Genomic DNA, 25,896 nt, shown 5'->3' with positions numbered 1-25,896 from the left:
CAGCTCCTACAGGGAATTGCGAACGTCTGTAGGAGCTGCCGAAGGCTGCGATCTTTTAAGCCTGCAAATACTTCAACACCGACTCACAAATCATCTGGCGATGACGCTGCTTGATCGCTTCGTCCGGCAAATCGATCTGAAAAATCTCACCGAATGTGTGGCGGTTGGACACGCGATAAAAGCAGAACGAACTGATCAGCAGATGCACATCCAGCGGTTCGAGGCCGGCGCGGAATACCCCCTCTTCGGCACCTCGGCGCAGGATCACGCCCAGGGAATCAAGGATGGTATTGGTCATCGCCTTGATTGCGCCCGATTGCTTGACGTACTCGGCGTTGTGGATGTTTTCGATGCAGACAATACGCACGAAATCCACATTGCGGTCATGGTGGTCGAAGGTGAATTCCACCAGGCGCCGGATCGCATCGACCGGGGCCAGCTCCGCCAAGTGCAGGCGGCCCTCGGTGTTGCGGATATCGCCATAGAGTTTTTCCAGGACCTCGACGTACAACTGCTCCTTACTGCCGAAGTAGTAGTAGATCATGCGCTTGGACGTGTGGATGCGCTCAGCAATGGCGTCGACCCGAGCCCCGGACAGGCCCTGCTGGACGAACTCGACGATGGCTTCCTGAAGAATGTTTTCCCGGGTTTTCTCCGGGTTGTTCTTGCGACTCTTGCGCGGCTCGACGACTGGTTCGTCGAGGTCTGCGGAAAGCTCTGAATTCATAGTCATTGCGGGGCTCACGGCCATCACTGCACAGGTTGGCGATTATGGGCCGCACCGCGCAGTCAAGCCAAGCCACGGGGTTGCCCTTTACCGCCGCATTTACGATTTCCCTACAACTTGGCGTGCCGCAAGCCACCGCTGCGGGACTTGGCCATGGCTGCCAGCCGTACCGCGACATTGGCGGCGCCGTAGCCGGCATAACCGTTCTTGCGCTGGATGATTTCAAAGAAGAAGCGCCCTTCGAACGGCTCGGTGTAGACGTGAAACAATTCACCGCCCTGGGCGTCACGGTCGTACAACACGTTGAAATACGCCAGCTCGCTAAGAAACTCATCGTCAAAATCGAAACGCGCCGCCAGGTCATCGTAATAGTTGAGCGGAATGTCCAGCAACGGCACACCGGCCTCTTTGGCGCGGCTGACCTGGGCGAAGATGTCATCGCAGTCGAAGGCGATGTGGTGCACGCCGGAGCCGCGATAACTGGACAGCGCATGTGAGATCGCGGTGTTACGGTTCTCGGAAATATTGAGCGGTAAGCGGATCGAACTGCAACGGCTACGCAGGGCACGACTCTTTACCAGACCATACGGATCAGGCAACACCACTTCGTCGTCGGCTTCGAAATCCAGCAGGCTCTTGTAGAACAGCACCCAGCTGTCGAGGCTATCGGCCGGCAGCGCCATCGCCATGTGGTCGATGCGCTTGAGTCCGGCACCGATGACAGCGCCCGGTTGCAGGTTGAAATCGGTGCCGTAGACGTCGGCGTCCTGGTCCACCAGGTAGATCAGGCTGCCGTCCGGTGCGCGCACCGCCGCCAACTCCAGTTCGTTGGGCCCCACCAGGCCGCGATAAGGCTGGCCCTTGTAGGCCACGGCCCGCTCCAGGGCACTGGCGCTGCTTTTGACCCGCACCGCGGTGGCGCACAGCGATGGCCCGTGGGCTTCGAAAAAACTGTGGGCAAAAGAATAGGGTTCGCCATTGAGGATCAGGTTGATATCGCCCTGGCGCAGCAGACTCACGTTCTTGGAGCGATGCTGGCCAGCCTTGACGAACCCCAGCCGCTCCAGCCAATGGGACAGCTTCGCGCCAAGGTTGTCGTCCACCGCAAATTCAAGGAATTCGATACCGTTGTATTCACTGGCCGGTGGTGTGGCGAACAGGATGTCAGCATTGCTCGCCGGCTCAGCTTCTTCGGCCAGCCGCTGGCGGGTCTTCTCTTCCAGGTACAGCAACGAACGCAGGCCGTCGGCGGCATTGGCCCGTGGTGGCGCGGCGCGGAAACCGTCGTTGAAAATCTCCAGCGACAGTGGCCCGGTGTAGCCACTTTTGATGATCGGTGCCAGGAAGCCCGGCAAATCAAACTCGCCCTGGCCCGGGAAGCAACGGAAATGCCGGCTCCATTCCAGGACATCCATCGCCAGGATCGGCGCATCGGCCATTTGCACGAAGAAAATCTTGTCGCCGGGGATCTGGGCAATCGCACTCGGATCGCCCTTGAGGGACAAGGTGTGGAAACTGTCGAGCAACACGCCCAGGTTGGGGTGGTCGGCCTGGCGCACGATGTTCCAGACCTGTTGATAAGTGTTGACGTGTCGACCCCAGGCCAGCGCCTCGTAACCGATGCGCAAACCTCGCGCACCGGCTCGTTCGGCCAGCAATCGCAGGTCCTCCACCAGAATCTGCTCATCGCCGAGACTGTCAGCCGAGGCGTTGCTGCACACCAGCACCAGGTCGGTGCCCAGCTCCTGCATCAGGTCGAACTTGCGCTCGGCCCGCTCCAGATTGCGCGCGAGGCGTTCGCGACGACAACCTTCAAAGTCCCGAAACGGTTGGAACAGCGTGATGGCGATGCCCAGGTCGGCGCACATCTGCCTGATTTCCCGAGGGCTGCCATCGTAATAGAGAAGGTCGTTCTCAAAGATCTCCACGCCGTCGAATCCGGCGGCGGCAATGGCTTCAAGTTTCTCCGGCAGGGTACCGCTCAAGGACACGGTGGCAATGGAACGCTGCATGACTTCGGCTCCCGGGACAGGCATCGGCTACACAGAGGTGTGCCGCTTTTGAAAGAGTGGGCCGATTATTGAGCTGAAGGTTTGTTTCAGCAATTTAATATGTACCATTCGGTTAGTTTTTTGGGCGATTATCGAACACAATGCCCGATCAACGAATTGACGGTTTTTTGCTCACTGCGCACCATCGGCCCCTCATTGAGGCCGGCCTGATCACCGGCCTCTCTGGACAGACCCAGACCACACCATAAGAATTTCAAAAAACGGGTACACGTTATGATTCCTTCCCAAAGCTCCCGCCTGCCCCCCGTCCTGGGTGCTACGAACGCTGGCGTCGGTGACAAGATCCGCGGCGCCCTGGCCGTGGGCAAGACCCGTTGGGGCATGCTCGCCCTGGTGTTTTTCGCCACCACCCTGAACTACATCGACCGCGCCGCACTGGGCGTGATGCAGCCCATTCTCGCCAAGGAGATGAGCTGGACGGCGATGGATTACGCCAACATCAACTTCTGGTTCCAGGTTGGCTATGCCATCGGTTTCGTGTTGCAAGGCCGACTGATCGACCGGATCGGCGTCAAGCGCGTGTTCTTCTGCGCCGTACTGCTCTGGAGCCTGGCGACCGGCGCCCATGGCCTGGCCACCTCGGCGGTGGGCTTCATGGTCTGCCGCTTTATTCTGGGTCTGACCGAAGCGGCGAACTACCCGGCCTGCGTGAAGACCACGCGGCTATGGTTCCCGGCCGGTGAGCGGGCCGTGGCGACCGGTATTTTCAACGCCGGGACCAACGTTGGCGCGATGTTCACGCCAATGTTGCTACCGCTGGTCCTGCAGGTGTGGGGCTGGCAGGCTGCGTTCCTGTGCATGGCCGCCCTCGGCGGGATCTGGCTGGTGTTCTGGGGCCTGAAATATTTCAACCCGGAGGATCATCCCAGCGTCAAACAGTCGGAACTGGACTACATCCAGGCCCAGGACGAACCCGATCAGGTCCGCGTGCCCTTCTCCCGTATCCTGCGCATGCGCGGTACCTGGGCGTTCGCCCTGGCCTACTCGATCACCGCACCGGTGTTCTGGTTCTACCTCTACTGGTTGCCGCCGTTCCTGAACCAGCAATACAACTTGGGCATCAACGTGACCCAGATGGGCATCCCGCTGATCATCATCTACCTCACCGCCGATTTCGGCAGCGTGGGCGGCGGGATTCTGTCTTCATTCCTGATCGGCCGCGGCCTGAACCCGATCAAGGCACGGCTGGTTTCCATGTTGCTGTTCGCCTGCTGCATCATCGGCGTGATCATGGCCGCCGGCACAAGCAACCTGTGGATGGCAGTGTTTGCCATTTCCCTGGCCATCGGCGCGCACCAGGCCTGGACCGCCAATATCTGGAGCCTGGTGATGGACTACACGCCCAAGCACATGATGAGTACGGTGTTCGGCTTCGGCGGCATGTGCGCCGCCATCGGCGGGATGTTCATGACCCAGTTGGTGGGCCATATCCTCACGGTGACCCACAACAACTACACCGTACTGTTCACCCTGATCCCGGCGATGTACTTCATTGCCCTGATCTGGATGTACTTCATGGCGCCGCGCAAGGTGCCGACGCTGGAAAGCTGATACCCGTCAGCCCGGGATTCATCCCATGTGGGAACAAGGCTTGCCCGCGATTCATCCCATGTGGGAGCAAGGCTCGCCCGCGATGCATCCCATGTGGGAGCAAGGCTTGCCCGCGATGCAGACGATGCGGTCCTAAGTGGACCGAGGGGCCTGCATCGCGGGCAAGCCTTGCTCCCACAATCGATCCCACCACGGTCCGCGTCAGCTCCGGCGCTGTTGCCACGCTGCCGCCAGCCCGCTGAGGCAGATCAGCACGATGCCGAACACCGTGGTCAGCGTCGGCGTATGGCTGAACAGCAACCAGCCCAGCAGACCGGCAAACACAATCTGGCAATACCCGAAGGGCGCAAGCAGCGCCGGGGCGGCGAAGCGGAAGGCCTGGGTCAGCATCAGGTGCGCCGTCATCCCGCATGCCCCCAGCGCAAGCATCATTGCCCCGTGCGTCAGGCTTGGCACCTGCCAGAAGAACGGCACCAGCGCGCTCATCACCAACGTGTTGCACAGCCCGGCGAAAAAATTGCTGGTGGTGGGGCTGTCGATCTCGCTGAGTTTGCGCGTGAGCAGTTGATAGAAACAGAAAAACAGCGCCGAACAGAACGGCAACAACACCGCCGGCGTGAACAGGTCACCGCCCGGATGGACAATGATCAACACCCCGATAAAGCCGAAGATCACCGCGATCCACTGGCCGCGCGTCACGTGCTCGCCCAGCAAAGGCACCGACAATGCAGTGACCAGCACGGGCGCCAGGAAGTTAACCGCGGTCGCCTCCGCCAAAGGGATGTATAGCAGCGCCGTGGTGAAGAACAGGCTGGTACCCAACAGGCACAACGCACGCGCCAACTGCCATAACGGACGCTTGGTACGCAGCACCCGCAGCCCCGAACGCGGCAGGAAAATCCCCGCCATCAACAGCGTGTGCACCAGATAACGCGCCCACACCACCATGATGATCGGATAGAACCCTGAAAGGTATTTGGACAAGGCGTCATGGCTGGAGAACAGGAACGTCGCGCAGAGGATCAACAGGATGCCCTTGAAGGCCTGATTGACGCCGGAAAGCGGGGTGCTGACGGTCATGTAGGAATCCTGCGTTGCTTGATGTAGGGAGCCAATGTCTGCGACGGTGAATTCAGCTGAACAACTCCGACGCCTGGCTGGCGTGTGACAATTCCTCGGTGAACGCAAGCAAAGTGGGCGCCAGCTCATGCAGCCTCGATCGCGTCATCCGCGCGGTGGGCCCGGCAATACTGAGCACGCCCAAGACCCGGCCATCCAACGGATGACGCACCACGGCAGCAATGGCTGAGGTGCCGACCGCCGAACTTTCCTCGACACAGGCATAGCCCTGCTCACGGGCCTGGCGCAGGTACTGAAGCAATTCAACGCTGTTGCGCGGTGCGTTAGGTCCCACGTCCACCGGCATTTTCAGCGCCTGGCGGTCCACCAGCGACAGCGCTTCGGCGTCGCTCATGCACGCCAGCCAGGCATGACCCGACGCGGTATAGACCAACGGCGCCTCGCGGCCCATGTCGGGGTCGTAGCGCAACCCGGACCGGGCGCCCTGGGACTTGGCAATCCAGGTCTGGCGATCACCCTCGATCACGCCCAGGCGCACCAGTTCACCGCTTTCCTGAGCCAGGCGATCGAGCACCGGCTGCACGATGTCGGCACCACTGCGCGACAGGTAGCGAAAGCCCAGGGCGACCAGTCGGGTCGATAAGTGATAACGCAGGTTCTCGGGATTCTGGCGCACGTAACCCAGGCGCGTCAGTTCAGCAAGCAGGCGGTGCGTGGCGCTCTTGGGAATCTGTAATTGTTCGGCCAACCCTTGCAGAGCCCAGCCGTGGGGATCGCTGGCAAGGCTCTCCAGCACATTGAAAACCCGTTCGATTTGACTGCCGGCCATGAAAACATCCAGATGAGAGACGCTGATTCCAAAATATGAGAAGTGTAATGCAAATTCTGGAACCAGACATTCATTGTCAACCGATGAACCAAAACCCGTAGTGATTGCCTGAGAGCTCAGGCGTACGCCCTGGGCCTGCAAAAGCTAGACTCACTGCGAATGTCTGTCCGTGAACTGGCGGCAAACCCACTCAGCGGCAACACTCTTCACACGGTCAATCAGAGGATTCCCACATGTTATGGAAAAAAGGTCGCCGCAGTGACAACGTGGTGGACGCCCGCGGTGACGGTGGTGGCGGCGGTGGGATGCGTTTCGGCGGCGGCAAGGGACTGAGCCTGACGGCCATTGTCCTGATCGTCGGCATCGGTTGGATCACCGGGCAGGACCCGATGCAGATTCTTGGGCAACTGGCCGGACAGATGGACCAGACCTCGGCCCCCGCCTCCTCCCAAACCCGGCAGGCGCCGCCCGCGAACGATGAACAGGCCGAGTTCGTGCGCTCGATCCTCGGTGATACTGAAGACACTTGGGGCCAAGTCTTTCAGCAGGCCGGGCGCCAGTACCAGCAACCCAAACTGGTACTGTTCAGCGGTCGGGTCAACTCGGCGTGCGGCCTCGCTTCATCAGCCACCGGCCCGTTCTATTGCCCGGCCGATAAACAGGTCTACCTGGACATGAGTTTCTTCCAGGAAATGTCCCAACGGTTCTCCGCCGCCGGGGATTTCGCCCAAGCCTACGTCATCGCCCATGAAGTTGGGCATCATGTCCAGACACTGCTCGGTGTGTCGGCAAAAATCCAGGAGGCTCGCCGCCAGGGTCGCCAGATGGAAGGCGATGGTGGTCTGCTGGTACGCCAGGAATTACAGGCCGATTGCCTGGCGGGCGTCTGGGCCAACCATGCGCAGAAGCGCCTGAACTGGCTGGAGCCGGGGGACGTCGAAGAGGCCTTGACCGCCGCCAACGCCATCGGTGATGACCGCCTCCAGCAGCAAGGCCAGGGCCGGGTGGTGCCGGACTCCTTTACCCACGGCACTTCGGCGCAACGGGTTCGCTGGTTCAAGACCGGGTTCGCCCAGGGTCAGGTCAGCCAATGCGACACCTTCGCGGCGAAAAATCTGTAATGAAATGGGGCGTCCTCCTCAGCCTGATGCTGTGCTGCACCTTTGCCCAGGCAGACGAACAGGGCGTGAACGTGGTCGCTCAAGGGCGACTGCAACTCAAGTCCGGGGCCATGGTCGTCGGCGTGAGTCCGCCCCCGGCGTCTATCCAGCGCGTGTTGATCATCCTCCATGGCCGGCGGCGCAACGCCCAGACGTATCTGCACAGCGCTGAAAAGGCCGCCGCACATGCTGGTCAACTGGCCACGACCCTGATCATCGCCCCGCAGTTTCTCAACGAACATGACGTTGCCCGCCATCAGTTGCCCAATGATCTCCTGCGCTGGCAGGGCAACGAGTGGATGGCCGGCGGCTTATCCACAGGGCCCAATGCGGTCAGTTCCTTTCAGGTCATCGACGATATCGTTGCCCGGGTCAGTGACCGGCAGCAGTTTCCCGAGGTGAAAGAGATCGTCATCGCAGGGCATTCCGGCGGCGCACAGGTCGCGCAGCGCTACGCCTTGCTCGCGCGCGGCCAGACCCGGATCGCCCCGAGATTTGTCATCGCCAACCCGTCCTCCTATGCCTATTTCGATACACAGCGCCCCATGGCCTTCGACCCGGCCGGTTGTCCCGGTTTCAACCAGTGGAAGTACGGCCTGCAGAACCTGCCCGCCTATGCAGCCGGGCAGACACCCGCTCAACTGGAAGACAACTACATCAAGCGCGACATGGTTTATCTGCTTGGGCAACAGGACATCAACCCGGAACATCCGGCGCTGGATAAAGGCTGTGAAGCGCAGACCCAAGGGCCGTACCGGTTACTGCGCGGGCAGTTCTTTTTTGACTACCTGACCCGGCGTCATCCCGAAGGGCTGAATCAGCGGCTGATCGAAGTGCCCGGGGTTGGGCATGATGGGGATGGGATGTTCAATTCGGCTGAGGGGCAGAGGGTGTTGTTTGGTCAGTGAGTTTTGCAGTGGTAGACAGGGCCTCATCGCGAGCAGGCTCGCTCCCACAGTAGATCTGCGGTGGACACACACTTCTTGATCGACGCAAACCCCTTGTGGGAGCGAGCCTGCTCGCGATAGCTATCTATCAGTCAACCCATCTTTCAAGCCGACAGCATTCGCCGCAACTCCCCGCAATCGCGCGCATGCCAGTCCGCCAGCTCCGGCCACGGATTGTCCGGCAGGTTCACCAATACCGTCCGTGCGCCCGCCGCACGGCCGCAGTCCAGGTCGAAACGGTAGTCGCCCACCATCACCATCGCCTCGGGCGCCACACTCCAGGCCTCGGCCAGTTTCAACAGGCCGCCTGGATGGGGTTTGGGTGGTGCTTCGTCGCGGCCCAGCACATCCTCCACGGCGAAACAGTCTGCCAGGCCAATAGCTTGCAGGGTCACGTGGGCCAGCTCGCGGGCGTTACGCGTCAGGATCCCCAGGCGATAACCCCGCCCCGCCAGCTCGCGCACCAGCTCAACCGCCCCCGGCGCAGGCCTGGAGCCGAGCGCCAGGTCCCGCTCGTGTTCCAGCAACCAGGCATGCTTGGCCGCGGCTTCGTCGGCCGGCAATGCCGCCAGGTGGGTCAGAATGTCGTCTTCGGCCGGGATTGCCAGGGCCACGCGGATCGCCGCGAAATCATGCACGGCGATGGTCAGCGTACCGTCCATGTCGAATACCCAGTGCCGCACATCGGCCAGGCTCATGCCCAGTCCTTGCGGTGGCGGATCAGGCCTTCCTGGGTCACCGATGCCACCAACTGTCCGGTGCGATTGAACACGCTGCCACGGGAAAACCCACGGGAATTGCCGGCCCACGGGCTGTCCATCGCATAGAGCAACCAGTCATCGGCCCGCAGATCGGCATGGAACCACAAGGCGTGGTCGAGGCTGGCGACCTGCATGTCCTTTTGCCAAACCGATTTGCCGTGGGGCAGCATCGAGGTGGTCAGCAAACCGAAGTCCGAGGCGTAGGCCAGCAAGTATTTATGCAGGGCCGGCGAGTCTGCCAACGCGCCATCGGCCCGGAACCACACGTACTTGACCGGATCGGCCGGTTGCGGATTGTAGGGATCTTTTTCGGTAACCGGGCGCACCTCGATCGGTTTGGGACACAGCAGCTTTTCCCGCATGTGCTCGGGCAGCAGGTGCGCCCGCTGCTGGGTCAGTTCCAGCTCCGAAGGCAGGTTCTCCGGCCCGACGACCTGGGGCATGGTGTTCTGGTGCTCAAAACCCTGCTCGTCGTATTGAAACGAAGCGCTGCACGTGAAAATCGGGTTGCCCTTCTGGATCGCCGTGACCCGGCGGGTGCTGAAACTGCCGCCGTCACGCACCCGGTCCACCTGGTAGACCACCGGCAACGCCGCATCGCCCGGGCGCAGGAAATAACCGTGCATCGAATGTACATGACGGGCCTCTTCCACGGTCTGGCTGGCTGCCGACAGTGACTGGCCCAGCACCTGGCCGCCGAACAACTGGCGAAACCCCAGGTCCTGACTGCGACCGCGAAACAGGTTCTCTTCGATGGGTTCCAGGGTCAGCAGGTCGACCAGATCTTCCAACACGTGGCTCATTCAGACTTTCCTCACACAGCTCAACCGCGCAGTCGGTGCCGCGACGGTGGATCGATTGTTGGCCCAGGCCATTGTGGCGGGCATTGTAAACGTCCGTGTTGGCTAACCGTGCAGGGTCTGTAGCCACTGCTCACGGTTGATGCGATAGAGCACATGTTGACGCAATGGATGACCAACCGCGAGCTTTGGGTGTTCGAAGTCATCGGCCGGGTCATGATGCATGCCGATGGCTTGCATGACCTTCTGCGAGGGCAGGTTATCGACGGCGGCGAACGCCACCACCTCTTCCAGCCCCAGGCGATCGAAGGCACAGCGCAGGGCCGTCCATGCGGCTTCGCTGGCATAACCCAGGCCCCAGTGCTCCCGGGCCAGACGCCAGCCGATCTCGATCGCCGGAGTGAAGTGCGCGTCGAACCCGACCACGCCCAAGCCGGTAAAGCCGATGAAGGCCCCGGTATCCTTGCGCTGCAGGGCCCACAAACCAAAACCATGCTCGGCAAAATGCCCACGCACACGCCCGATCAGCGCGGCGCTTTCCAGACGGCTCAAGGGCGCCGGAAAATAACGCATCACCTGCGCATCGGCAGACATGGCGGCAAACTCCGGCAAGTCCGCGTCGCGCCACTGGCGCAGTAGCAGCCGTGCGCTTTCCAGTTCCAGTATCGGCTCCATTTCCTTCCTCTCCATGCCCCAACGTCTACTCAAGCGAAATCTCAACGCCCAAATAAACTGCCCACGGCCGCCGTGAACCACGCGGCTGCGCCAGGTATCAATTATCGACAGGCTTGGCTTTGCTGGCGAGGAGTTCGTCGCGCTCGTCGGGTGCTATCGGTTCAGACTGCGTTCGTAAGCAGCCAGAACGGTGCGCTCCGATTGCACCAGATAGGCTTCGAGCAACCGGGTTGCCTCCTCTGATCGTCCTTCTTCGATACAACGCAGAATTGAAACGTTCATATCGACATAGGGCATATGCAGGAATTGCGGATCTTTGAGCAACCCGAACGCCAGCCGCAGCTCGGCCGATATCTGACCGTAGAACACCACCAATCGCGGGCTGTCGGCCAGTTCGACGATAGCCTTGTGGAACATCATGTTGGCGGTGCCAACAGCCTTCCAGTCCTTGGCTTCACGCGCTCGCATGCCCGCCTCCACCGCTTCGCGCATATGCAACGCTCCCGGATGCAGCGGGTACCCCTGGGCAATGGCCTTGCATTCGATAAAACGGCGTACACGATAGATGTCGATGATCGACGCCATGTCGGGTACCGCCACGCTTACTCCGCGATTGGGCTCATGCTTGAGCAAACCCTCGCGGGTCAGGACCCTGAACGCTTCCCGCAAGGTGTTGCGGGAAATCTGCAGGTTTTCGGCCAGGGCCGCTTCGGACAGCCGTTGGCCCGGAACCAGTTCACCTTCGACCAGCATTCTGCGGACTTCCTGGGTGATGGACTCTCCCAGCGAGCGAGGAAGGGAAGGTGAAACGTCGTTCATGTGCAATCCAGGATAAGAGAAAGCCACGATGTTCCACGAGAGCTTGGTGCATGGCAAGGCGCCAGGGGCCTGCCTGCATCATTAAGTAACACGCACGAGTGACAAGGTTACAATTCGGTGCAAGTTGTAGCCTTCTATCAAATTGATTGTTGAACAATCCAGGCGCTATAGATCAACACATAGAGGCTGATAATTGAGTCCTGGCACGCTCGTTGCTCAATAAAAAAAATCTCCCACCCGCAGGAATGATGCCGTGACACAGACAGCCGTGACACAGACCGCTCAAGATTTTACAAAGACGCGACGCTCTTCCCTGATCGCAGCAGTTTTCATGATGGCGACGTCCGCCATCGGCCCTGGGTTCATCACCCAGACCGCCACGTTCACGGCCAAGATGGGGGCGGCATTTGCGTTCGGTATTCTGGCGTCGATTCTGATCGACTTCGTGGTTCAACTGAACGTCTGGCGTATCGTCACCCTGACTCGAATGCGTGCCGCAGACGTGGCCAACAAAGCCATTCCAGGCAGTGGTTACCTGTTGGCGGTGCTGGTGATCTTCGGCGGGCTGGTGTTCAACGTCGGCAACATCGCCGGTGCCGGGCTGGGTCTGAATGCGCTATTGGGGCTTGATGCAAAATGGGGCGGCGGTCTCAGCGCCCTGCTGGCCATCGGCATCTTCCTCTCCCATCGCGCCGGATTGGCCATCGACCGACTGATTGTCGTGCTGGGTCTGGTGATGATTGGCTTGACGGTGTTCGTGGCCTTTGCCTCTAACCCGCCACTGGGTGAAGCCCTCTACCAGACCGTACTTCCGGACCAGATCAACTTCGCCACCATTACGACCATTGTCGGCGGCACGGTCGGTGGTTACATCACCTATGCAGGGGCTCACAGACTGCTGGATCGCGGTACTACCGGGGTAGAAAATCTCCAGGCAGTGACCAAAGCAGCCCTGGGCGGCATCATGGTCACCGGCCTCATGCGCTACATCCTGTTTCTCGCCATCCTCGGCGTTGTTGCCAGCGGCGTAGTCATCGACACCTCGGGTCAGAGCGCCAATCCGGCCGCACAAGCCTTCCAGGCAGCGGCCGGGCAGTTCGGCCTGCGCGTCTTCGGTCTCATCCTCTGGGCCGCCAGTATCACCAGCGTGATCGGCGCCGCTTACACCTCCATTTCCTTTATCACCGTGTTCAAGCCGGACATCACCGAGCAGGGTCGCAACCGCGCCACCACCGTGTTCATCGCCCTGTCGCTGTTGATCTTCGTCCTGATGGGAACGGCTCCCGCCGCACTGCTGCTCTTCGCGGGCGGTTTCAATGGCCTGATACTGCCAATCGGCCTGAGCATCTTTATCTACGTCGGCTGGCGCCGGTCCGACCTCATGGACGGTTACCATTACCCACGCTGGCTACTGGTGCTGGGCGCCCTGACCTGCCTGCTGACCTGGTACATGGCAATCAAATCCGTTGGGCCGATCTTCGCCTTCCTCAACGTTGCCTGAGCCCGATAACGAACAAGGAGTCACGTGAATGCCAACGATAGATATCAACAGCGACCTGGGCGAAAGCTTTGGCGCCTGGCGCATGGGCGACGATGCCGCGATGCTCGATGTCGTGACCAGCGCCAATGTCGCCTGCGGTTTTCACGCCGGTGACCCGGCCGGCATCCTGCGCACATTGAAAGCTGCGGTGGCAAAAAATGTCACCATTGGCGCCCATGTCGCTTACCCGGACAAAGTGGGCTTTGGCCGACGAAACATGGACGTGGCCAGTGATGAGCTGACTGCCGACGTGATCTACCAGATCGGCGCGTTGCAGGGCCTGGCCAAGTCCGCCGGCACCTGCGTGCGCTATGTGAAGCCCCATGGCGCCTTGTACAACACCATTGCCCACGATCGCCGTCAGGCATTGGCCGTGATCGAAGCCATCCGCGCGGTCGACTCCAACCTCATATTGGTTGCCCTGGCAGGCTCAAGCCTGATTGAACTGGCCCGTAACGAGGGTTTGCAGTGTGTCGCCGAAGCCTTCGCTGACCGCGCCTATACGCCACAGGGCACCCTCGTCTCTCGCCGCGAGCCCGGGGCCGTGCTGCACGATCCCCAGCTCGTGGCCCAACGCATGCTGCGTCTCGTTGAAGACGGCACCCTGGAAGCCATCGATGGCAGCTTGACCCGCATCCAGGCCGACTCGATCTGTGTCCATGGCGACAGCCCGGCAGCGGTAGAAATGGCCCGCGAGCTGCGCCGCGTACTGGAACAGGCAAACATGTCCTTGCAGCCCTTTGCCGGAGCTCGCCCATGAGAGCCTTCGATCTCGCCCGCCAGGCGGCGATTGCCGCTGCCCGCGATGCACGCACCACTTACCGTAATGGCCTGGTCGCCCCCACGGCGGGTATCGCACCGGGCATGACCCAGGCCAACCTGATCGCCCTGCCGCGCGCCTGGGCGTACGACTTCTTGCTGTACGCCCAGCGTAATCCCAAAGCCTGTCCGATCCTTGACGTCAGCGACGCCGGCAGTCCGAGTACGCTGCTGGCTGAAGGGGCCGACCTGCGCACCGACATCCCGCTGTACCGCATCTGGCGTGATGGAAAGCTGGCCGAGGAAGTCAGTGATGCCACTCAGGCCTGGGCCGAACACGACGACATGGTGGCCTTTTTGATCGGTTGCAGCTTTACCTTCGAAACGGCCCTGCAAGAGGCCGGCATCGAAGTGCGGCATATCACCGATGGCTGCAACGTACCGATGTACCGGACCCACCGTGCCTGCCGTCCGGCCGGACGTCTGCACGGTGAAATGGTGGTGTCCATGCGCCCGATCCCGGCCGATCGTGTAGCGCAGGCCGCGAGTATTTCCGGGCGTTATCCTTCGGTCCATGGTGCCCCTGTGCACATCGGCGAGCCCGCGCTGCTCGGCATCCAGGACTTGAATCGACCCGATTTCGGTGACGCCGTTCGTATCGAACCCGGCGAGATCCCGGTGTTCTGGGCCTGCGGTGTAACGCCCCAGGCAGCGGTCATGGCGTCGGGCGTGCCCTTCGCCATTACCCATTCACCTGGCCATATGTTCATCACCGATGTGCCTGATAGCACCTACCACGTCTAGGAGTTTCCTGTGCGTTTTCTACCCGTCAACCTGGACGCCCTGCTTGTCGAATTGAAAGACCTGGACGAGACCCTGGCGTTGTTCGACGCCCTGATGGCCGAGCCTATTGCTGGCGTGGAGGAAATCATTCCTGCCGCACGAACGCTGCTGATCCAGTTCCGCCCCAGCGCCATCGAACGCCAGGCGCTGGTCAACCGTATCGCCGGCCAGGACCTGAGCCAGCGCCGCGCGATCGAGCATCGCCGGGTGGAAATCCCCGTTCACTACAATGGTGAAGACCTCGACGAGGTCGCCACGCTGCTGGGGATCAGCCGCGCCGAGGTAGTCCAACGTCACACTGCCCATGACTACAGCGTGGCCTTCTGCGGATTCGCTCCGGGCTTCGCCTACCTCACCGGAGGTGCCGGCTTCCAGGTGCCGCGCCGGCAAACCCCGCGCACCCGCATACCCGCCGGCGCCGTAGCCTTGGCGGGCGAGTTCAGCGGCGTCTATCCACAAGCCAGCCCCGGCGGCTGGCAGATCATCGGCGTAACGCCCTCGCGAATGTGGGATCTGAACCGCGATGAACCGGCGTTGCTACGTCCCGGTTACAAGGTCCGCTTTACCGATGCCGGCCCTCTCCCGGCCAGCGGTTTGCCGGTGCCCAACCCGCCGACATGCGCCGCCCCACCCAGCGGCGCCTGCCTGGAAATCCTCACCCCCGGGCTGCACAGCGTGCTGCAGGATTTGGGGCGTCCCGGCCAGACCGGCCAAGGTGTGTCCAAATCCGGCGCGCTGGACCTGAGTGCCCTGCGAGCCGCCAACCGCGCGGTGGGCAACCGCTCGGACATGGCCTGCATCGAAGCGATACTCGGCGGTTTGAGTGTTGTCTGCCATGGTCGCGCCGTGATCGCTGTCACCGGCGCCCAGACTCCGATCAGCATCACCACGGCCGGCGGCCTGCAATGGCAAGCGCCCAACTATCAACCCATCGAATTGGACGAGGGCGATCGCGTCAGCCTCGGTTCACCCAAGGCGGGACTGCGCAGCTACCTGGCGATTCGCGGCGGCTTCGACGTCACGCCCGTGCTTGGCAGCCTGTCCACCGATACCCTGGCCCAAGTCGGCCCCCCCGCCCTGGCAGCCGGTGACCGCCTGGGTTTTGCGACACTCAGCACGGGCACCAGCGTATCGCTGAACGAAGCGCCGGCCTTTGAACTGCCAACGGCGAGCGACATCGTCACCCTCGACGTGGTCATGGGCCCGCGTACCGACTGGTTTACCGAAGACGCCATCCAGCGTCTGGGCAGTCAGCTCTGGCGCGTTACCTCACAGTCCAACCGCGTCGGTATTCGTCTGGCCGGTGAAATGCCGCTTGCGCGCAGCAATCACCAGGAGTTGCCCAGCGAAGGCACTTGCGTCGGCGCCATTCAGGTTCCGGCCAGCGGCCAACCGGTTCTGTTTCTCGCCGATCACCCGTTGACCGGCGGCTATCCGGTGATCGCCGCAGTCGCCAGCTACCATCTCGACCTGGCAGGCCAGATACCTATCAATGCGCAGATTCGCTTCAACCCTGTGGACGGCTTCAAAGAGATTCAACCCATTACGCAAGCCTCTTCTTCAACTGCCGATGTGAAAAAACTTCCATGAAAAAATTACTGATTGCCAACCGTGGTGAAATTGCCGTCCGCATCGCCCGCGCCTGCCGCGACTACGGTGTGCAGTCTGTCGCGGTCTATGCCGACGCGGACATCGACGCCCTGCACGTGCGCCAGGCCGACGAGGCCTACTCACTGAATGGCCAACGCCCGGCCGAGACCTACCTGGATATCGGCAAACTTATCGCCGTCGCCAAACGCAGCGGCGCCGATGCCGTGCACCCCGGCTATGGTTTTCTGTCTGAACGGGCCGACTTCGCCCGGGCGGTGATCGACGCAGGGTTGATTTGGGTCGGTCCCAATCCGGAGACCATCGACGTGCTCGGCGACAAGGTCGAGGCGCGGAAAATTGCCCAACTGGTCGGCGCGCCTCTGGTGGCCGGTACGCCTGGCCCGGTCGAAAGCGCCGCCGAAGTACTGGCCTTTGCCGAACAGCACGGTCTGCCAATTGCCATCAAGGCTGCCTTTGGCGGCGGCGGACGCGGTATGAAAGTCGCCTGGCGTCTGGACGAGGTCGCCGAACTGTTCGCCTCGGCCGTGCGCGAAGCCGAAGCGGCCTTCGGTCGTGGCGAATGTTTCGTCGAACAGTTCCTCGACCGTCCTCGGCATATCGAAGCGCAGATCCTCGCTGACAAACACGGCAAGGTGGTCGTGGTGGGGACCCGGGACTGTTCGCTGCAGCGACGCAACCAGAAACTGGTGGAGGAAGCGCCAGCACCCTTCATCAGCGACGAACAGCGCCAGCGTATTCATCAATCCGCTCAGGATATCTGCGCCAAAGCCGGTTACGTCGGTGCCGGCACGGTGGAGTTCCTGCTCAGCCAGGATGGCACCCTGTCGTTCCTCGAGGTCAACACCCGCTTGCAGGTCGAGCACCCGGTGACCGAAGAAACCACCGGCGTGGATCTGGTGATCGAACAACTGCGGATCGCCGATGGGTTCCCCCTGTCCTTCAACGAAACGCCGACCCCGCGTGGCCACAGCTTCGAATTTCGCATCAACGCCGAAGACCCGGGCAAGGGCTTCCTGCCCGCCCCCGGCCACATCACCGCCTTCCAGCCACCCTCTGGCCCGGGCGTACGCCTGGACAGCGGCGTGACCCGCGGCTCGCAAGTGCCCAGCACCTTCGATTCGATGATGGCCAAGCTGATCGTCACGGGCGCCACCCGCGAACAGGCCATCGTGCGCGCCCGGCGCGCCCTGGCCGAATTCAATATCGAGGGTATCGCCTCGGTACTGCCCTTTCACCGGGCCGTGATGGACCATGAGGACTTCACCGGTACCGATAAATTCGCCGTGCATACGCGCTGGATCGAAACCGATTTCGCCGACCAGATCACCCTCGCACCACGCATCGTCCTGTCGGCCGACCCCGGGGTGTTACGCACGTTCGTGGAAATCGACGGCAAGCGCCACGAACTGGGCCTGCCGGCCGAGCTGTTGCGCGGTCTGAGCCTGAACGCCCCGGCCACAGCGGGCGAAAACACGACCCCGAGCGAAGAGGCCGATCCGCAGGCGCTACGCACCTCGGTCGCGGGCAATCTGCATACCTGGGTCGTGGAAGACGGCGAAGCGGTGAACGCCGGGCAAGTGGTCGCCGTTATCGAAGCGATGAAAATGGAAACATCGATCCTGGCCCCTTCTGACGGCAAGGTGCGGATTACTGAACAGGCGGGCGCCTATTTCGAAGCCGGTTCAATCATCGGCCGTATCGAAACCGCTCACTGATCCAAACGTTTTCCTTACGCAGGTAACACGCGCAACGGGTGAATAACCCGGTTGCCGCGTGCTGCCCGCAAAAAATGTTCGATGTCATGTTGCATAGACACTCACGATAAAACACAACCCTGAAATCTGGCGTTATCTGGAGCATAAAGAGCATGTTGATCAACAAGGCTTTTGCGGTGGCGGGTACCTGCGCGTTGGTTTTTCCATTGACGGCATCTGCAGATTTTATTGCCGACAGTAAGGCCAGTGTGGAACTGCGAAACTTCTACTTTGATCGCGACTTTCGCAACGGTCCACCCACGGCCCAGCGTGACGCGGCAAAAGAATGGGCGCAGGGCGTCATGTTGCGCCTGGAGTCCGGTTATACCGCCGGTACCGTGGGCCTGGGCGTCGACGCCGTTGGCATGCTCGGCCTCAAGCTTGACGGCGGTGATGGTTCCGGTGGCACGGGCCTGTTGCCGGCTGACCTGGGTTCGAAAAACGGTAGCGGCTCACAGGACGAATATTCCAAACTCGAACTCACGGCCAAGGCGAAAGTTTCGCAAACCGTTTTGAAAGTTGGCTCACTCGCCTTCCGCACACCCGTGGTATCGAGCAATGACACGCGCCTGTTGCCGTCTACTTTCGAAGGCGCGCTACTGACTTCCAGCGACATTGATCAGTGGGTTCTGCAAGGGGGCAAACTGGAACAAATAAAATTCAACAGTTCTTCCAACTATCAGGACTTCACCGGTAACCGCATCGGCGGTGTCAGTGATGACTTCCGCTTTGCCGGTGGTACTTACAGTTTCAACAAAGCCCTCAGCACCAGTTTGTTTTATGGCAACCTGGAAAATGTTTATCGACAGTTCTTTGGCGGCGTCGTCTATGAAATCCCCCTCGCCGCACAACAGTCGCTGAAGTTCGATCTGCGCTATTCGAAAAGTACCGATGACGGTCATTTCCGTCCTCTCGATAACCGGGCAGCGAACGGGCTGGTTTCCTACACCTTGGGCTCCAATGTGTTCACGGCCGCCTATCAGCGCATGAGCGGAGACGATCCGTTCCCCTACATCGCCAACAGCGACCCATACCTGGTCAACTTCGTGCAGATCAACGATTTCGCCAACACCCAGGAGCGGTCATGGCAGCTGCGCTATGACTACAACTTCGCCGCACTGGGCATTCCCGGGCTCACCTTCATGACGCGCTATGTCAACGGCGACAATGCCCAGCTCGCAGGCGGTAACACGGGCAAAGAATGGGAGCGCGATACCGACATCGGTTACGTGATCCAAAGTGGTTCACTGAAGAACCTCGGGGTCAAACTCAGGAATGCGACGGTTCGTTCGAACTTTGGCAATGACCTGGATGAGACCCGTCTGATCGTGAGCTACACCTTAGCGCTCTAAGAATCATCGCCCTCCCCGTGGGAGCGAGCCTGCTCGCGATGGCGGCGGATCAGCTTGCATGGATGTTGGCTGACAGATCGCTATCGCGAGCAGGCTCGCTCCCACAGGGATCTGTGCTGATAGAATGCCCCGCTTATTCCCGTCCTCCGTAGCTCACGCCATGACCCCAACCGTCCGCCCCCATACCCCGAACGTCGCCATTATCGGCGGTGGCCCTGCCGGCCTGATGGCGGCCGAGGTGTTGAGCCTGGCCGGAATACAGGTCGACCTGTACGACGGCATGCCCTCAGTGGGCAGAAAATTCCTGCTGGCCGGTGTCGGCGGCATGAACATCACCCACTCGGAAGACTTCCCGCCGTTTCTGTCCCGCTACGGCGAACGCGCGCCCAATATCGCCCCGCTGCTGCGGGCATTTGGTGCGCACGAGTTATGCGAATGGATTCACGGATTGGGCATCGATACCTTTGTCGGCAGCTCCGGGCGAGTATTTCCTACCGACATGAAAGCCGCCCCGTTGCTGCGCGCCTGGCTCAAGCGTCTGCGTGATGCCGGCGTGGTGATTCACACCCGCCATCGCTGGCTTGGCTGGAACCCGGACGCCAGCTTGAGAATTGCCTCCCCCGACGGCGAAAAGGCGTTGCAGCCCAACGCGACGCTGCTGGCCCTGGGCGGCGGCAGCTGGTCACGCCTGGGGTCGGACGGTGCCTGGATGCTGCCCCTGGAACAGCACGGCATAGCCCTGGCGCCACTGCAGCCGAGCAATTGTGGATTCCAAGTGCAGGCCTGGAGCGATCTGATGGTCAGCAAATTCGCCGGTGCCCCGCTGAAAAATGTCGCCATCGGCCTGAACGACGACAAACCGCGCCTCGGCGAGTGCGTGATCACCGCCACCGGCATCGAAGGCAGTCTGATCTATGCCCTGTCGGCGCCGATTCGCGAAGCCATCAACCAGCACGGTAGCGCGACGATCCATCTGGACCTGCTGCCGGGCCGGCCGCTGGACAAGATCCAGCAAGCGTTGAGCAAGCCTCGCGGTTCACGTTCGATGGCCAAGCACCTGCACAGTCAATTGGGGATCGATGGGGTCAAGGCTGCGCTGTTGCGCGAGCAAACGCCCGCCGATTGTTTCGCCGACCCGGCGCGGCTGGCTCAGGCAATCAAGACCTTGCCCATTACCCTGGTGAAAACCCGACCGTTGGACGAAGCCATCAGCAGTGCCGGTGGCGTGACCTTCGAAGCCCTGGACGAACGCCTGATGCTCACGCAGATGCCTGGCGTGTTCTGCGCCGGGGAAATGCTCGACTGGGAAGCACCGACCGGCGGCTATCTGCTCACGGCCTGCTTTGCCAGCGGCCGGGCGGCGGGGCTGGGAATGTTGGAATTCTTGAATCCGTAGGAGCTGACGAGTGCAACGAGGCTGCGATCTTGTCCCAGACCATTGAGTCGTGAGCGAAAGATCGAAAGATCGAAAGATCGCAGCCTCGCTTCGCTCGACAGCTCCTACAGGTCCCAGGAGGCCATTGATTTCAAGGCTTACGCTTACGCGGCCCGGTATTGAACACCGGTACTTTGCGCACCGGCTTGACCGAGGGCTCCACGGGCGAAGTGTCTCCGCTGTCGACCCACTTGCCCAGGTTGCGCTTGCCGCCACCGCCCGAGGCTTTCGGTTTCTTCGGCTTTTTTGGCTTCTTGATGACCTGGCCGCTGGCATCGGTGTCCGGCACCCGATGCTCAGGCTCGAAGTCCTGTTCCATCTGCCGTGGCAACGTCTGACGGGTCAGGGTTTCGATGGCTGACAGCAGATTCACTTCATCGGCGCAGACCAGGGAAATCGCTTCCCCGGTGGAGCCCGCCCGGCCAGTACGACCGATACGGTGAATGTAATCCTCGGCGACGATTGGCAAATCGAAATTCACCACCAGCGGCAAATCTTCGATATCCAGCCCCCGAGCGGCGACGTCGGTGGCCACCAGGATCTGGATTTCACTGGCCTTGAAACGGTCCAGCGCCCGCTGGCGGGTGGCCTGGGGTTTATCGCCGTGAATGCCGTCGGCATTGACGCCCATGCCCTGGAGTTTTTCCACCAGCGCATCGACACCGTTGCGGGTCTTGGCAAATACCAGCACCTGTTTCCACTTGTTCTTGCGCATCAGGTGCACAAACAACTCTGGCTTGCGCTTCTTGTCCACCGTCACCACCCATTGCTTGACGGTGTTGGCGGCGACGTTGCGCGGGCTGACCTCAATGCTCAGCGGATCATTGAGCATTTGCCCGGCCAGCAAGCGGATCGCGTCGGAGAACGTTGCCGAGAACAGCAGCGTCTGGCGCTTCTTCGGCAGCGCTTTGTAGATATTCGCCAGTTCCTCGGAAAAGCCCAGGTCGAGCATGCGGTCGGCTTCATCCAGCACCAGGGTCTGCAACTGGTTGAACTTCAGCGCATTCTGGCGAAACAGGTCGAGCAAGCGTCCCGGGGTGGCGACCAGCAGATCAACACCTTTGCGCAACTTCATCATCTGCGGGTTGATGCTGACGCCGCCGTACACCGCATAGGTGCTCAATGGCAGGTTTTGCGCGTATTGGCGCACGCTTTCGTGAACCTGCTCGGCCAGTTCACGGGTCGGCACCAGAATCAGCGCCCGCACCGAGTTGGCGCTGACCTTCGGCCCCTCGGTGGTCAGCAACTGCAACAGCGGCACGGCAAAGCCGGCGGTTTTGCCGGTGCCGGTCTGGGCCGCGGCCATCAGGTCGCGACCGGCCAGCACCGCCGGCATGGCTTGGGCCTGCACCGGGGTCGGGGTCTGGTAGCCGAGCGTCTCGAGGGCGCGCAGCAAGGGGTCGATCAGGCCAAGGGTGGCGAAGGTCATGGAAGTACCGTAGGAAAATCAGCGCAAGGTGTGCAATGCGCGGCAGTTTACCCTAAATCAGGATTCGGCCGGCGCAGGCTTGGGTTTGCGCCACTGGGGCAATCCGATCAACACCACGGCACTGATGATCACCAACATCGCCAGGGCCTCCTCGCTTCCGATGGTTTCACCGGCGAACACAATGCCCAACAACACCGCCACCGCCGGGTTGACGTAGGCATAGCTGGTGGCCGCCGCCGGACGTACGTGCTTGAGCAGGTACATGTAGGCGTTGAAGGCAATGATCGAACCGAAGCAGGTCAGGTAGGCCAGCGCGAGCCAGCCTTCCAGCGGCGGAATGCGGTCCAGGCGTTCGCCGCTGGCCACGCTGCCGATCAGTAGCACCACACCGCCCACCAGCATTTCCACGGCACTGGCCATCGCTCCCGCCGGCAGCGGCAGGTGCTTGCTCAGCACCGAACCGAAGGCCCAGGATGCCGCCGCGAACAGCAGCAAGGTCGCCCCCAGTGGGCTCGATTGCAGGTTGGAACCGAGGTTGAGCATGGCAATGCCGATCAACCCCAGCACAATCCCCGCCCACTCCAGACGGGTATTACGGGCGCCCCAGAAATATCCGCAGAGCAAGGTAAATAGCGGCACCGTCGCCACGGCCAGCGCCGCCACCCCGGACGCCACGCCCGTGTGCTCGGCGACACTGACCGCGCCATTGCCGAAACTGAGCAACAACACGCCGATCACCGCCCCCGCCTTCCACTGCGCCCAGGTCGGTGCCGGCGCCCCGCGCCAGCGCAGGAAACCGTACATCAGCGACCCGGCGATCACGAAGCGAATCCCGGCCAGCAACAACGGCGGCCAATGTTCCACACCGATGCGAATCACCAGGTAGGTCGACCCCCAGATGACGTACAAGGCAAAAAATGCAGCGATCAATGGCAAGGGGAAACGGCGTGGGCCAGGCATGGTCAGCTCGAAATCAGGACAATGAGAGACGCTATTCTAGAAAGGCGACAGGCGGAAAATAAGTTACAAAACCTGTTTATCCGAACCGTACACTTTTCAAAACACGGAGATTGGCGCTATAAACCGCACTTTCGAAAGTCAGCCCTCCGGGAGCCCGAACCGTGGATAAATACGATCGCATGCTGCTCAGCGCCCTGTTGGAAAACGGTCGTGCGTCCTATGCCGAACTGGCCCGTAAAGTGAACCTGTCGGCCCCGGCCGTGGCCGAGCGGGTCAGCAAACTGGAAGCCAGCGGCGTGATCACCGGCTACCAGGCGAAAGTCGACATGGCGAAGATCGGCCTGCCGGTCCAATGCGTCATCGAACTGCGGATGAACCAGCACGGCAACCAGAAGACTTACGATGAGCTGTGCAGGATCCCGCAACTGACCGAATGCCATCGGGTGACGGGCGACCCGTGCGTGATCATGCAGGCGGCGGTCGGCTCGATGCCGGAACTGGAAGAGCTGATCAACCGCATCGCCAAGTTTGGCTTCAGCAAGACCTCGATCGTGCTGTCCAGCGCGATTGAAAAGCGCGTGCCGTTGGGGCAGTTGGAAGGCAATGGGAATAATCGCGCCAACACATATCAGAACTGTGGGAGCGAGCCTGCTCGCGATGGCGGTGTATCAGTCAACTTAGGTGCCGACTGAACCGACGCTATCGCGAGCAGGCTCGCTCCCACAGTTGCTTTGCGGTGTGTTTAAAAGCCGCGATGGCGCTTGAGGTGCTCGTTGATCTTCGCCGCCGGCACTTTCTGCAAACTGCACAGCAAATCGTGGGACAACTCCCGCAGCCCGTGCTGTTGCCGCAGTTGCGTCGCCAGGTGCGCGGTGAGGTTGGCGGCCATTTCGGCGTCGGCCATGGCCCGGTGAGCCTGGCCGGTGTGGGGCAGGCCGGCGAAGGTGTTGAGCGTGCCGAGCTTGTGGTTCGGCGCCGCCGGCATCAGGCGCCGGGCCAGCAGGAGTGAACAGGCAAAATTCTGCAAACGGGTGCGCTTGATCCGGCCCAGTTCGAAGTCCCAGAACTTCTGGTCGAACGCGGCGTTGTGGGCCAGCAGCGGCGTGATGCCGACGAACTCGTTGACTTCGTTCATCACCTTTTCCGCGGGCGGGGCGCTGCGCAGCATGGCGTTGCTGATGCCGGTCAGTTGCTCGATGAACGGTGGCACACGCACACCGGCGTTCATCAGGCTCTGATAGCGATCCACAATCCGGCCCTGTTCGAGAATCACCACGGCGATTTCGGTGGCCCGGCAACTGCTGCTCGGCGTGATGCCGGTGGTTTCAAAGTCGATGACTGCGATGCGTTCCAAACCTGTCTGAACTCCGTAACAATCAATTCTTGAGCAGCAACGCGCCTTCGATCGGCACATAGCGGCTGGCGGCGCGGATCAGCGAGTTGGCCGTCAGCCCCGGTACGCCATAGGCCACCGCCTGGACGCCGTGTTTGTTGATGATGCGCTCAAGCAGCATGTCAAAGTCACCGTCACCGGACGCCAACACCACTTCGTCAACATGATCGGCGGCATCCATGATGTCCAGGGTGATGCCCACGTCCCAGTCACCTTTGGCCGAGCCGTCGCTGCGCTGGATATAAGGCTTGAGCTTCACGACAAACCCCAGGTTGCGCAGGATCTGCTGGAATTGCTGCTGCTTGCTGTCACCGCGATCGATCGCATAAGCGTAGGCCTCGACGATCTGCCCCTGCTTGCTGACATCGGCCCACAAGGCCGCGTAGTTGAAATGGCAACCATAAGCCTGGCGCACGGTGTAGTAGAGGTTCTGGACATCGGCGAACACTGCGATTTTTTTCACCGCGTTTCCTCTTGAATGCACAAGCCAGCAGCGCGGGCCCGAAAAGTTGCCCAGTATGCCAGCCCAGAGGAATGTTCCGCGAATAATCGGTCCGAGGCACCAGGGCGCCCCGGACGAATGGCAGGTCAGACGAAGGAATCGTCATCGCCGAAGAAGGATGAATCGTCGCTGTAGTCGGCGTCGTTGAAACCGCCCTGGTCGCTGCCATAGGCATCGTTACCGGCGACGCTTGAGTCATCGCCCCAGCCGCTGTCACTGCTTGCCGTGTCGTTGACCGGTTGGGCCGGTTCCTGCTCGATGACCTCGACGACTTCCTGAGGCTGCTGGGCACCGTGGAACAGACTGCTGATGCCCTGGGCCAGCATCACACCACCGGCCACGCCCGCCGCGGTTTTCAGCGCGCCGCTCATGAAACTGCCGGCCCCAGGCGCCTGCTGTTGCGCAGCGCCGTAGTTTGCCGGCGGCGCGGCGTAGTTCTGTTGGGGAGGGGCGTAGTTCTGCTGGGATGGCGCATTGAAGCCAGGCCGCGGCGGTTCGCGCCAGCCGCCACCGCTGGTTGGCGAAGCACCTGGAGCGGATGCTGGACGGGAGTCACGCGAGCTGCCACCGAAAATACTCGAGAGAAAACCACCACCACCGCTGGGCGCCGGAGGCTGTTGGCGGGCCTGTTGCAAATCAGCCTGCAACTGCTGGATCTGCTGGGTCAGTTGCTTGTTCTGCTCGTCGAGGCTTTTGAGCGCCGTCTCTTGCACCAGAATCGCCTGGGTCATGAAATAGCCCGCCGCGGGCTGGCCGGTCATATGTTCCTTGATCCGCGCCTCGGCCTGGGCGTCGCGCGGGGCTGAATCCTTTTCGGCCTGTTGCAGCCGTGAAAACAGTCCGTCGATCAGGGTTTGTTCTTCGCTGTTCATGGCGACCTCATCAGATTGCCGGGTA

General features: G+C 61.3%; 23 protein-coding genes and 1 pseudogene. 11 read left to right on the top strand and 13 right to left on the bottom strand.

What is annotated here, in order from left to right; translation table 11 throughout:
- Nucleotides 1-55: 55 nt before the first annotated feature.
- Nucleotides 56-733 carry a TetR/AcrR family transcriptional regulator gene (locus MA884_RS23840; RefSeq protein WP_256232814.1) on the bottom strand — a complete coding sequence of 226 codons (678 nt, stop codon included), beginning with the start codon at nt 731-733 and terminating at the stop codon, nt 56-58.
- A gap of 104 nt (nt 734-837) precedes the next feature.
- On the bottom strand, nt 838-2,739 hold the full coding sequence (quiC, locus tag MA884_RS23835; RefSeq protein WP_256232813.1) for a 3-dehydroshikimate dehydratase QuiC: 1,902 nt from the start codon (nt 2,737-2,739) through the stop codon (nt 838-840).
- Nucleotides 2,740-3,012: 273 nt separating this feature from the next.
- Between quiC and MA884_RS23830 the strand changes: the two genes are divergently transcribed.
- Complete coding sequence (locus MA884_RS23830; RefSeq protein ID WP_256232812.1) at nt 3,013-4,350, top strand: MFS transporter; 1,338 nt, start codon at nt 3,013-3,015, stop codon at nt 4,348-4,350.
- A 201-nt stretch (nt 4,351-4,551) separates the two neighbouring features.
- Here the strand turns inward: MA884_RS23830 and MA884_RS23825 are convergent, their stop codons facing one another.
- On the bottom strand, nt 4,552-5,430 hold the full coding sequence (locus MA884_RS23825; protein ID WP_256232811.1) for a DMT family transporter: 879 nt from the start codon (nt 5,428-5,430) through the stop codon (nt 4,552-4,554).
- Between the two features lie 52 nt (nt 5,431-5,482).
- A complete protein-coding gene (locus MA884_RS23820) occupies nt 5,483-6,259 on the bottom strand; it encodes an IclR family transcriptional regulator (protein WP_256232810.1) in 777 nt (258 codons plus the stop codon).
- Nucleotides 6,260-6,492: 233 nt separating this feature from the next.
- Between MA884_RS23820 and MA884_RS23815 the strand changes: the two genes are divergently transcribed.
- Both MA884_RS23815 and MA884_RS23810 read left to right on the top strand, forming a co-directional pair.
- Nucleotides 6,493-7,380: a neutral zinc metallopeptidase gene (locus MA884_RS23815; protein WP_256232809.1), complete on the top strand. Its 888-nt coding sequence runs from the start codon at nt 6,493-6,495 to the stop codon at nt 7,378-7,380.
- Nucleotides 7,380-8,327, top strand: coding sequence for an alpha/beta hydrolase (locus MA884_RS23810; protein ID WP_256232808.1), 948 nt, complete (start codon nt 7,380-7,382; stop codon nt 8,325-8,327). Before MA884_RS23815 ends, MA884_RS23810 begins: the two co-directional genes overlap by 1 nt.
- 143 nt (nt 8,328-8,470) lie before the next feature.
- Here the strand turns inward: MA884_RS23810 and MA884_RS23805 are convergent, their stop codons facing one another.
- The 4 genes from MA884_RS23805 to MA884_RS23790 all read right to left on the bottom strand — a co-directional run bounded on the left by MA884_RS23805 (nt 8,471) and on the right by MA884_RS23790 (nt 11,421).
- On the bottom strand, nt 8,471-9,064 hold the full coding sequence (locus MA884_RS23805; RefSeq protein WP_092459762.1) for an HAD family hydrolase: 594 nt from the start codon (nt 9,062-9,064) through the stop codon (nt 8,471-8,473).
- A complete protein-coding gene (gene tesB, locus MA884_RS23800) occupies nt 9,061-9,930 on the bottom strand; it encodes an acyl-CoA thioesterase II (protein ID WP_256232807.1) in 870 nt (289 codons plus the stop codon). The genes MA884_RS23805 and tesB overlap by 4 nt, the downstream gene beginning before the upstream one ends.
- A 102-nt stretch (nt 9,931-10,032) precedes the next feature.
- The gene (locus MA884_RS23795) at nt 10,033-10,602 is read right to left on the bottom strand and encodes a GNAT family N-acetyltransferase (RefSeq protein ID WP_256232806.1); all 570 of its coding nucleotides are present in this window, start codon (nt 10,600-10,602) and stop codon (nt 10,033-10,035) included.
- 153 nt (nt 10,603-10,755) lie between these two features.
- Complete coding sequence (locus MA884_RS23790; RefSeq protein WP_256232805.1) at nt 10,756-11,421, bottom strand: GntR family transcriptional regulator; 666 nt, start codon at nt 11,419-11,421, stop codon at nt 10,756-10,758.
- 268 nt (nt 11,422-11,689) lie between these two features.
- Here MA884_RS23790 and MA884_RS23785 point away from each other — a divergent pair, with 268 nt between their 5' ends.
- The 7 genes from MA884_RS23785 (at nt 11,690) to MA884_RS23755 (ending at nt 20,676) form a co-directional block, all read left to right on the top strand.
- Nucleotides 11,690-12,922 (top strand): NRAMP family divalent metal transporter, encoded by a 1,233-nt coding sequence (locus tag MA884_RS23785; RefSeq protein WP_256232837.1) that lies wholly within the window; start codon nt 11,690-11,692, stop codon nt 12,920-12,922.
- A gap of 28 nt (nt 12,923-12,950) precedes the next feature.
- Nucleotides 12,951-13,721: a LamB/YcsF family protein gene (locus tag MA884_RS23780; RefSeq protein WP_256232804.1), complete on the top strand. Its 771-nt coding sequence runs from the start codon at nt 12,951-12,953 to the stop codon at nt 13,719-13,721.
- Complete coding sequence (locus tag MA884_RS23775) at nt 13,718-14,524, top strand: putative hydro-lyase (RefSeq protein WP_256232803.1); 807 nt, start codon at nt 13,718-13,720, stop codon at nt 14,522-14,524. The genes MA884_RS23780 and MA884_RS23775 overlap by 4 nt, the downstream gene beginning before the upstream one ends.
- Before the next feature lie 9 nt (nt 14,525-14,533).
- Nucleotides 14,534-16,153, top strand: coding sequence for a 5-oxoprolinase/urea amidolyase family protein (locus MA884_RS23770; protein ID WP_256232802.1), 1,620 nt, complete (start codon nt 14,534-14,536; stop codon nt 16,151-16,153).
- Entirely contained in the window at nt 16,150-17,889 is a 1,740-nt protein-coding gene (locus MA884_RS23765; RefSeq protein WP_256232801.1) for a biotin carboxylase N-terminal domain-containing protein, read from the top strand. The genes MA884_RS23770 and MA884_RS23765 overlap by 4 nt, the downstream gene beginning before the upstream one ends.
- A gap of 152 nt (nt 17,890-18,041) precedes the next feature.
- Complete coding sequence (locus MA884_RS23760) at nt 18,042-19,280, top strand: OprD family porin (RefSeq protein ID WP_256232800.1); 1,239 nt, start codon at nt 18,042-18,044, stop codon at nt 19,278-19,280.
- Nucleotides 19,281-19,440: 160 nt separating this feature from the next.
- Nucleotides 19,441-20,676 (top strand): TIGR03862 family flavoprotein, encoded by a 1,236-nt coding sequence (locus MA884_RS23755; protein ID WP_256232799.1) that lies wholly within the window; start codon nt 19,441-19,443, stop codon nt 20,674-20,676.
- A 130-nt stretch (nt 20,677-20,806) separates the two neighbouring features.
- Here the strand turns inward: MA884_RS23755 and MA884_RS23750 are convergent, their stop codons facing one another.
- The gene (locus tag MA884_RS23750; RefSeq protein ID WP_256232798.1) at nt 20,807-22,144 is read right to left on the bottom strand and encodes a DEAD/DEAH box helicase; all 1,338 of its coding nucleotides are present in this window, start codon (nt 22,142-22,144) and stop codon (nt 20,807-20,809) included.
- 57 nt (nt 22,145-22,201) lie between these two features.
- The gene (gene yedA / locus MA884_RS23745; RefSeq protein ID WP_256232797.1) at nt 22,202-23,104 is read right to left on the bottom strand and encodes a drug/metabolite exporter YedA; all 903 of its coding nucleotides are present in this window, start codon (nt 23,102-23,104) and stop codon (nt 22,202-22,204) included.
- 161 nt (nt 23,105-23,265) lie between these two features.
- Between yedA and MA884_RS23740 the strand changes: the two are divergent.
- Nucleotides 23,266-23,712: pseudogene (locus MA884_RS23740) on the top strand (Lrp/AsnC family transcriptional regulator); the annotation flags it as partial.
- A 134-nt stretch (nt 23,713-23,846) separates the two neighbouring features.
- Here the strand turns inward: MA884_RS23740 and MA884_RS23735 are convergent.
- From MA884_RS23735 to MA884_RS23725, 3 genes are all read right to left on the bottom strand, one after another.
- The gene (locus MA884_RS23735; RefSeq protein WP_256232796.1) at nt 23,847-24,458 is read right to left on the bottom strand and encodes a PolC-type DNA polymerase III; all 612 of its coding nucleotides are present in this window, start codon (nt 24,456-24,458) and stop codon (nt 23,847-23,849) included.
- 22 nt (nt 24,459-24,480) lie between these two features.
- Nucleotides 24,481-24,960 carry an NYN domain-containing protein gene (locus tag MA884_RS23730; protein WP_256232795.1) on the bottom strand — a complete coding sequence of 160 codons (480 nt, stop codon included), beginning with the start codon at nt 24,958-24,960 and terminating at the stop codon, nt 24,481-24,483.
- A gap of 125 nt (nt 24,961-25,085) precedes the next feature.
- Nucleotides 25,086-25,871, bottom strand: a complete 786-nt coding sequence (locus MA884_RS23725) for a DUF2076 domain-containing protein (protein WP_256232794.1) — start codon at nt 25,869-25,871, stop codon at nt 25,086-25,088.
- Nucleotides 25,872-25,896: the final 25 nt, after the last annotated feature.

The organism is Pseudomonas sp. Q11, assembly GCF_024494355.1.
Taxonomy (GTDB): domain Bacteria; phylum Pseudomonadota; class Gammaproteobacteria; order Pseudomonadales; family Pseudomonadaceae; genus Aquipseudomonas; species Aquipseudomonas hefeiensis.
Note: the sequence above shows the minus strand (reverse complement) of the source record. Positions and strands in the feature narration are given on the sequence as shown.

Excerpts from the sequence above, each read along its gene's own strand:
- MA884_RS23755 (WP_256232799.1), top strand. The coding sequence starts at position 19,441 with ATGACCCCAACCGTCCGCCCCCATACCCCGAACGTCGCCATTATCGGC.
- quiC (WP_256232813.1), bottom strand. The coding sequence starts at position 2,739 with ATGCAGCGTTCCATTGCCACCGTGTCCTTGAGCGGTACCCTGCCGGAG.
- MA884_RS23815 (WP_256232809.1), top strand. The coding sequence starts at position 6,493 with ATGTTATGGAAAAAAGGTCGCCGCAGTGACAACGTGGTGGACGCCCGC.
- MA884_RS23750 (WP_256232798.1), bottom strand. The coding sequence starts at position 22,144 with ATGACCTTCGCCACCCTTGGCCTGATCGACCCCTTGCTGCGCGCCCTC.
- tesB (WP_256232807.1), bottom strand. The coding sequence starts at position 9,930 with ATGAGCCACGTGTTGGAAGATCTGGTCGACCTGCTGACCCTGGAACCC.
- MA884_RS23790 (WP_256232805.1), bottom strand. The coding sequence starts at position 11,421 with ATGAACGACGTTTCACCTTCCCTTCCTCGCTCGCTGGGAGAGTCCATC.
- MA884_RS23795 (WP_256232806.1), bottom strand. The coding sequence starts at position 10,602 with ATGGAGCCGATACTGGAACTGGAAAGCGCACGGCTGCTACTGCGCCAG.
- MA884_RS23830 (WP_256232812.1), top strand. The coding sequence starts at position 3,013 with ATGATTCCTTCCCAAAGCTCCCGCCTGCCCCCCGTCCTGGGTGCTACG.
- MA884_RS23840 (WP_256232814.1), bottom strand. The coding sequence starts at position 733 with ATGACTATGAATTCAGAGCTTTCCGCAGACCTCGACGAACCAGTCGTC.
- MA884_RS23805 (WP_092459762.1), bottom strand. The coding sequence starts at position 9,064 with ATGAGCCTGGCCGATGTGCGGCACTGGGTATTCGACATGGACGGTACG.
- MA884_RS23760 (WP_256232800.1), top strand. The coding sequence starts at position 18,042 with ATGTTGATCAACAAGGCTTTTGCGGTGGCGGGTACCTGCGCGTTGGTT.
- MA884_RS23775 (WP_256232803.1), top strand. The coding sequence starts at position 13,718 with ATGAGAGCCTTCGATCTCGCCCGCCAGGCGGCGATTGCCGCTGCCCGC.
- MA884_RS23780 (WP_256232804.1), top strand. The coding sequence starts at position 12,951 with ATGCCAACGATAGATATCAACAGCGACCTGGGCGAAAGCTTTGGCGCC.
- MA884_RS23725 (WP_256232794.1), bottom strand. The coding sequence starts at position 25,871 with ATGAACAGCGAAGAACAAACCCTGATCGACGGACTGTTTTCACGGCTG.
- MA884_RS23820 (WP_256232810.1), bottom strand. The coding sequence starts at position 6,259 with ATGGCCGGCAGTCAAATCGAACGGGTTTTCAATGTGCTGGAGAGCCTT.
- MA884_RS23825 (WP_256232811.1), bottom strand. The coding sequence starts at position 5,430 with ATGACCGTCAGCACCCCGCTTTCCGGCGTCAATCAGGCCTTCAAGGGC.
- yedA (WP_256232797.1), bottom strand. The coding sequence starts at position 23,104 with ATGCCTGGCCCACGCCGTTTCCCCTTGCCATTGATCGCTGCATTTTTT.
- MA884_RS23765 (WP_256232801.1), top strand. The coding sequence starts at position 16,150 with ATGAAAAAATTACTGATTGCCAACCGTGGTGAAATTGCCGTCCGCATC.
- MA884_RS23810 (WP_256232808.1), top strand. The coding sequence starts at position 7,380 with ATGAAATGGGGCGTCCTCCTCAGCCTGATGCTGTGCTGCACCTTTGCC.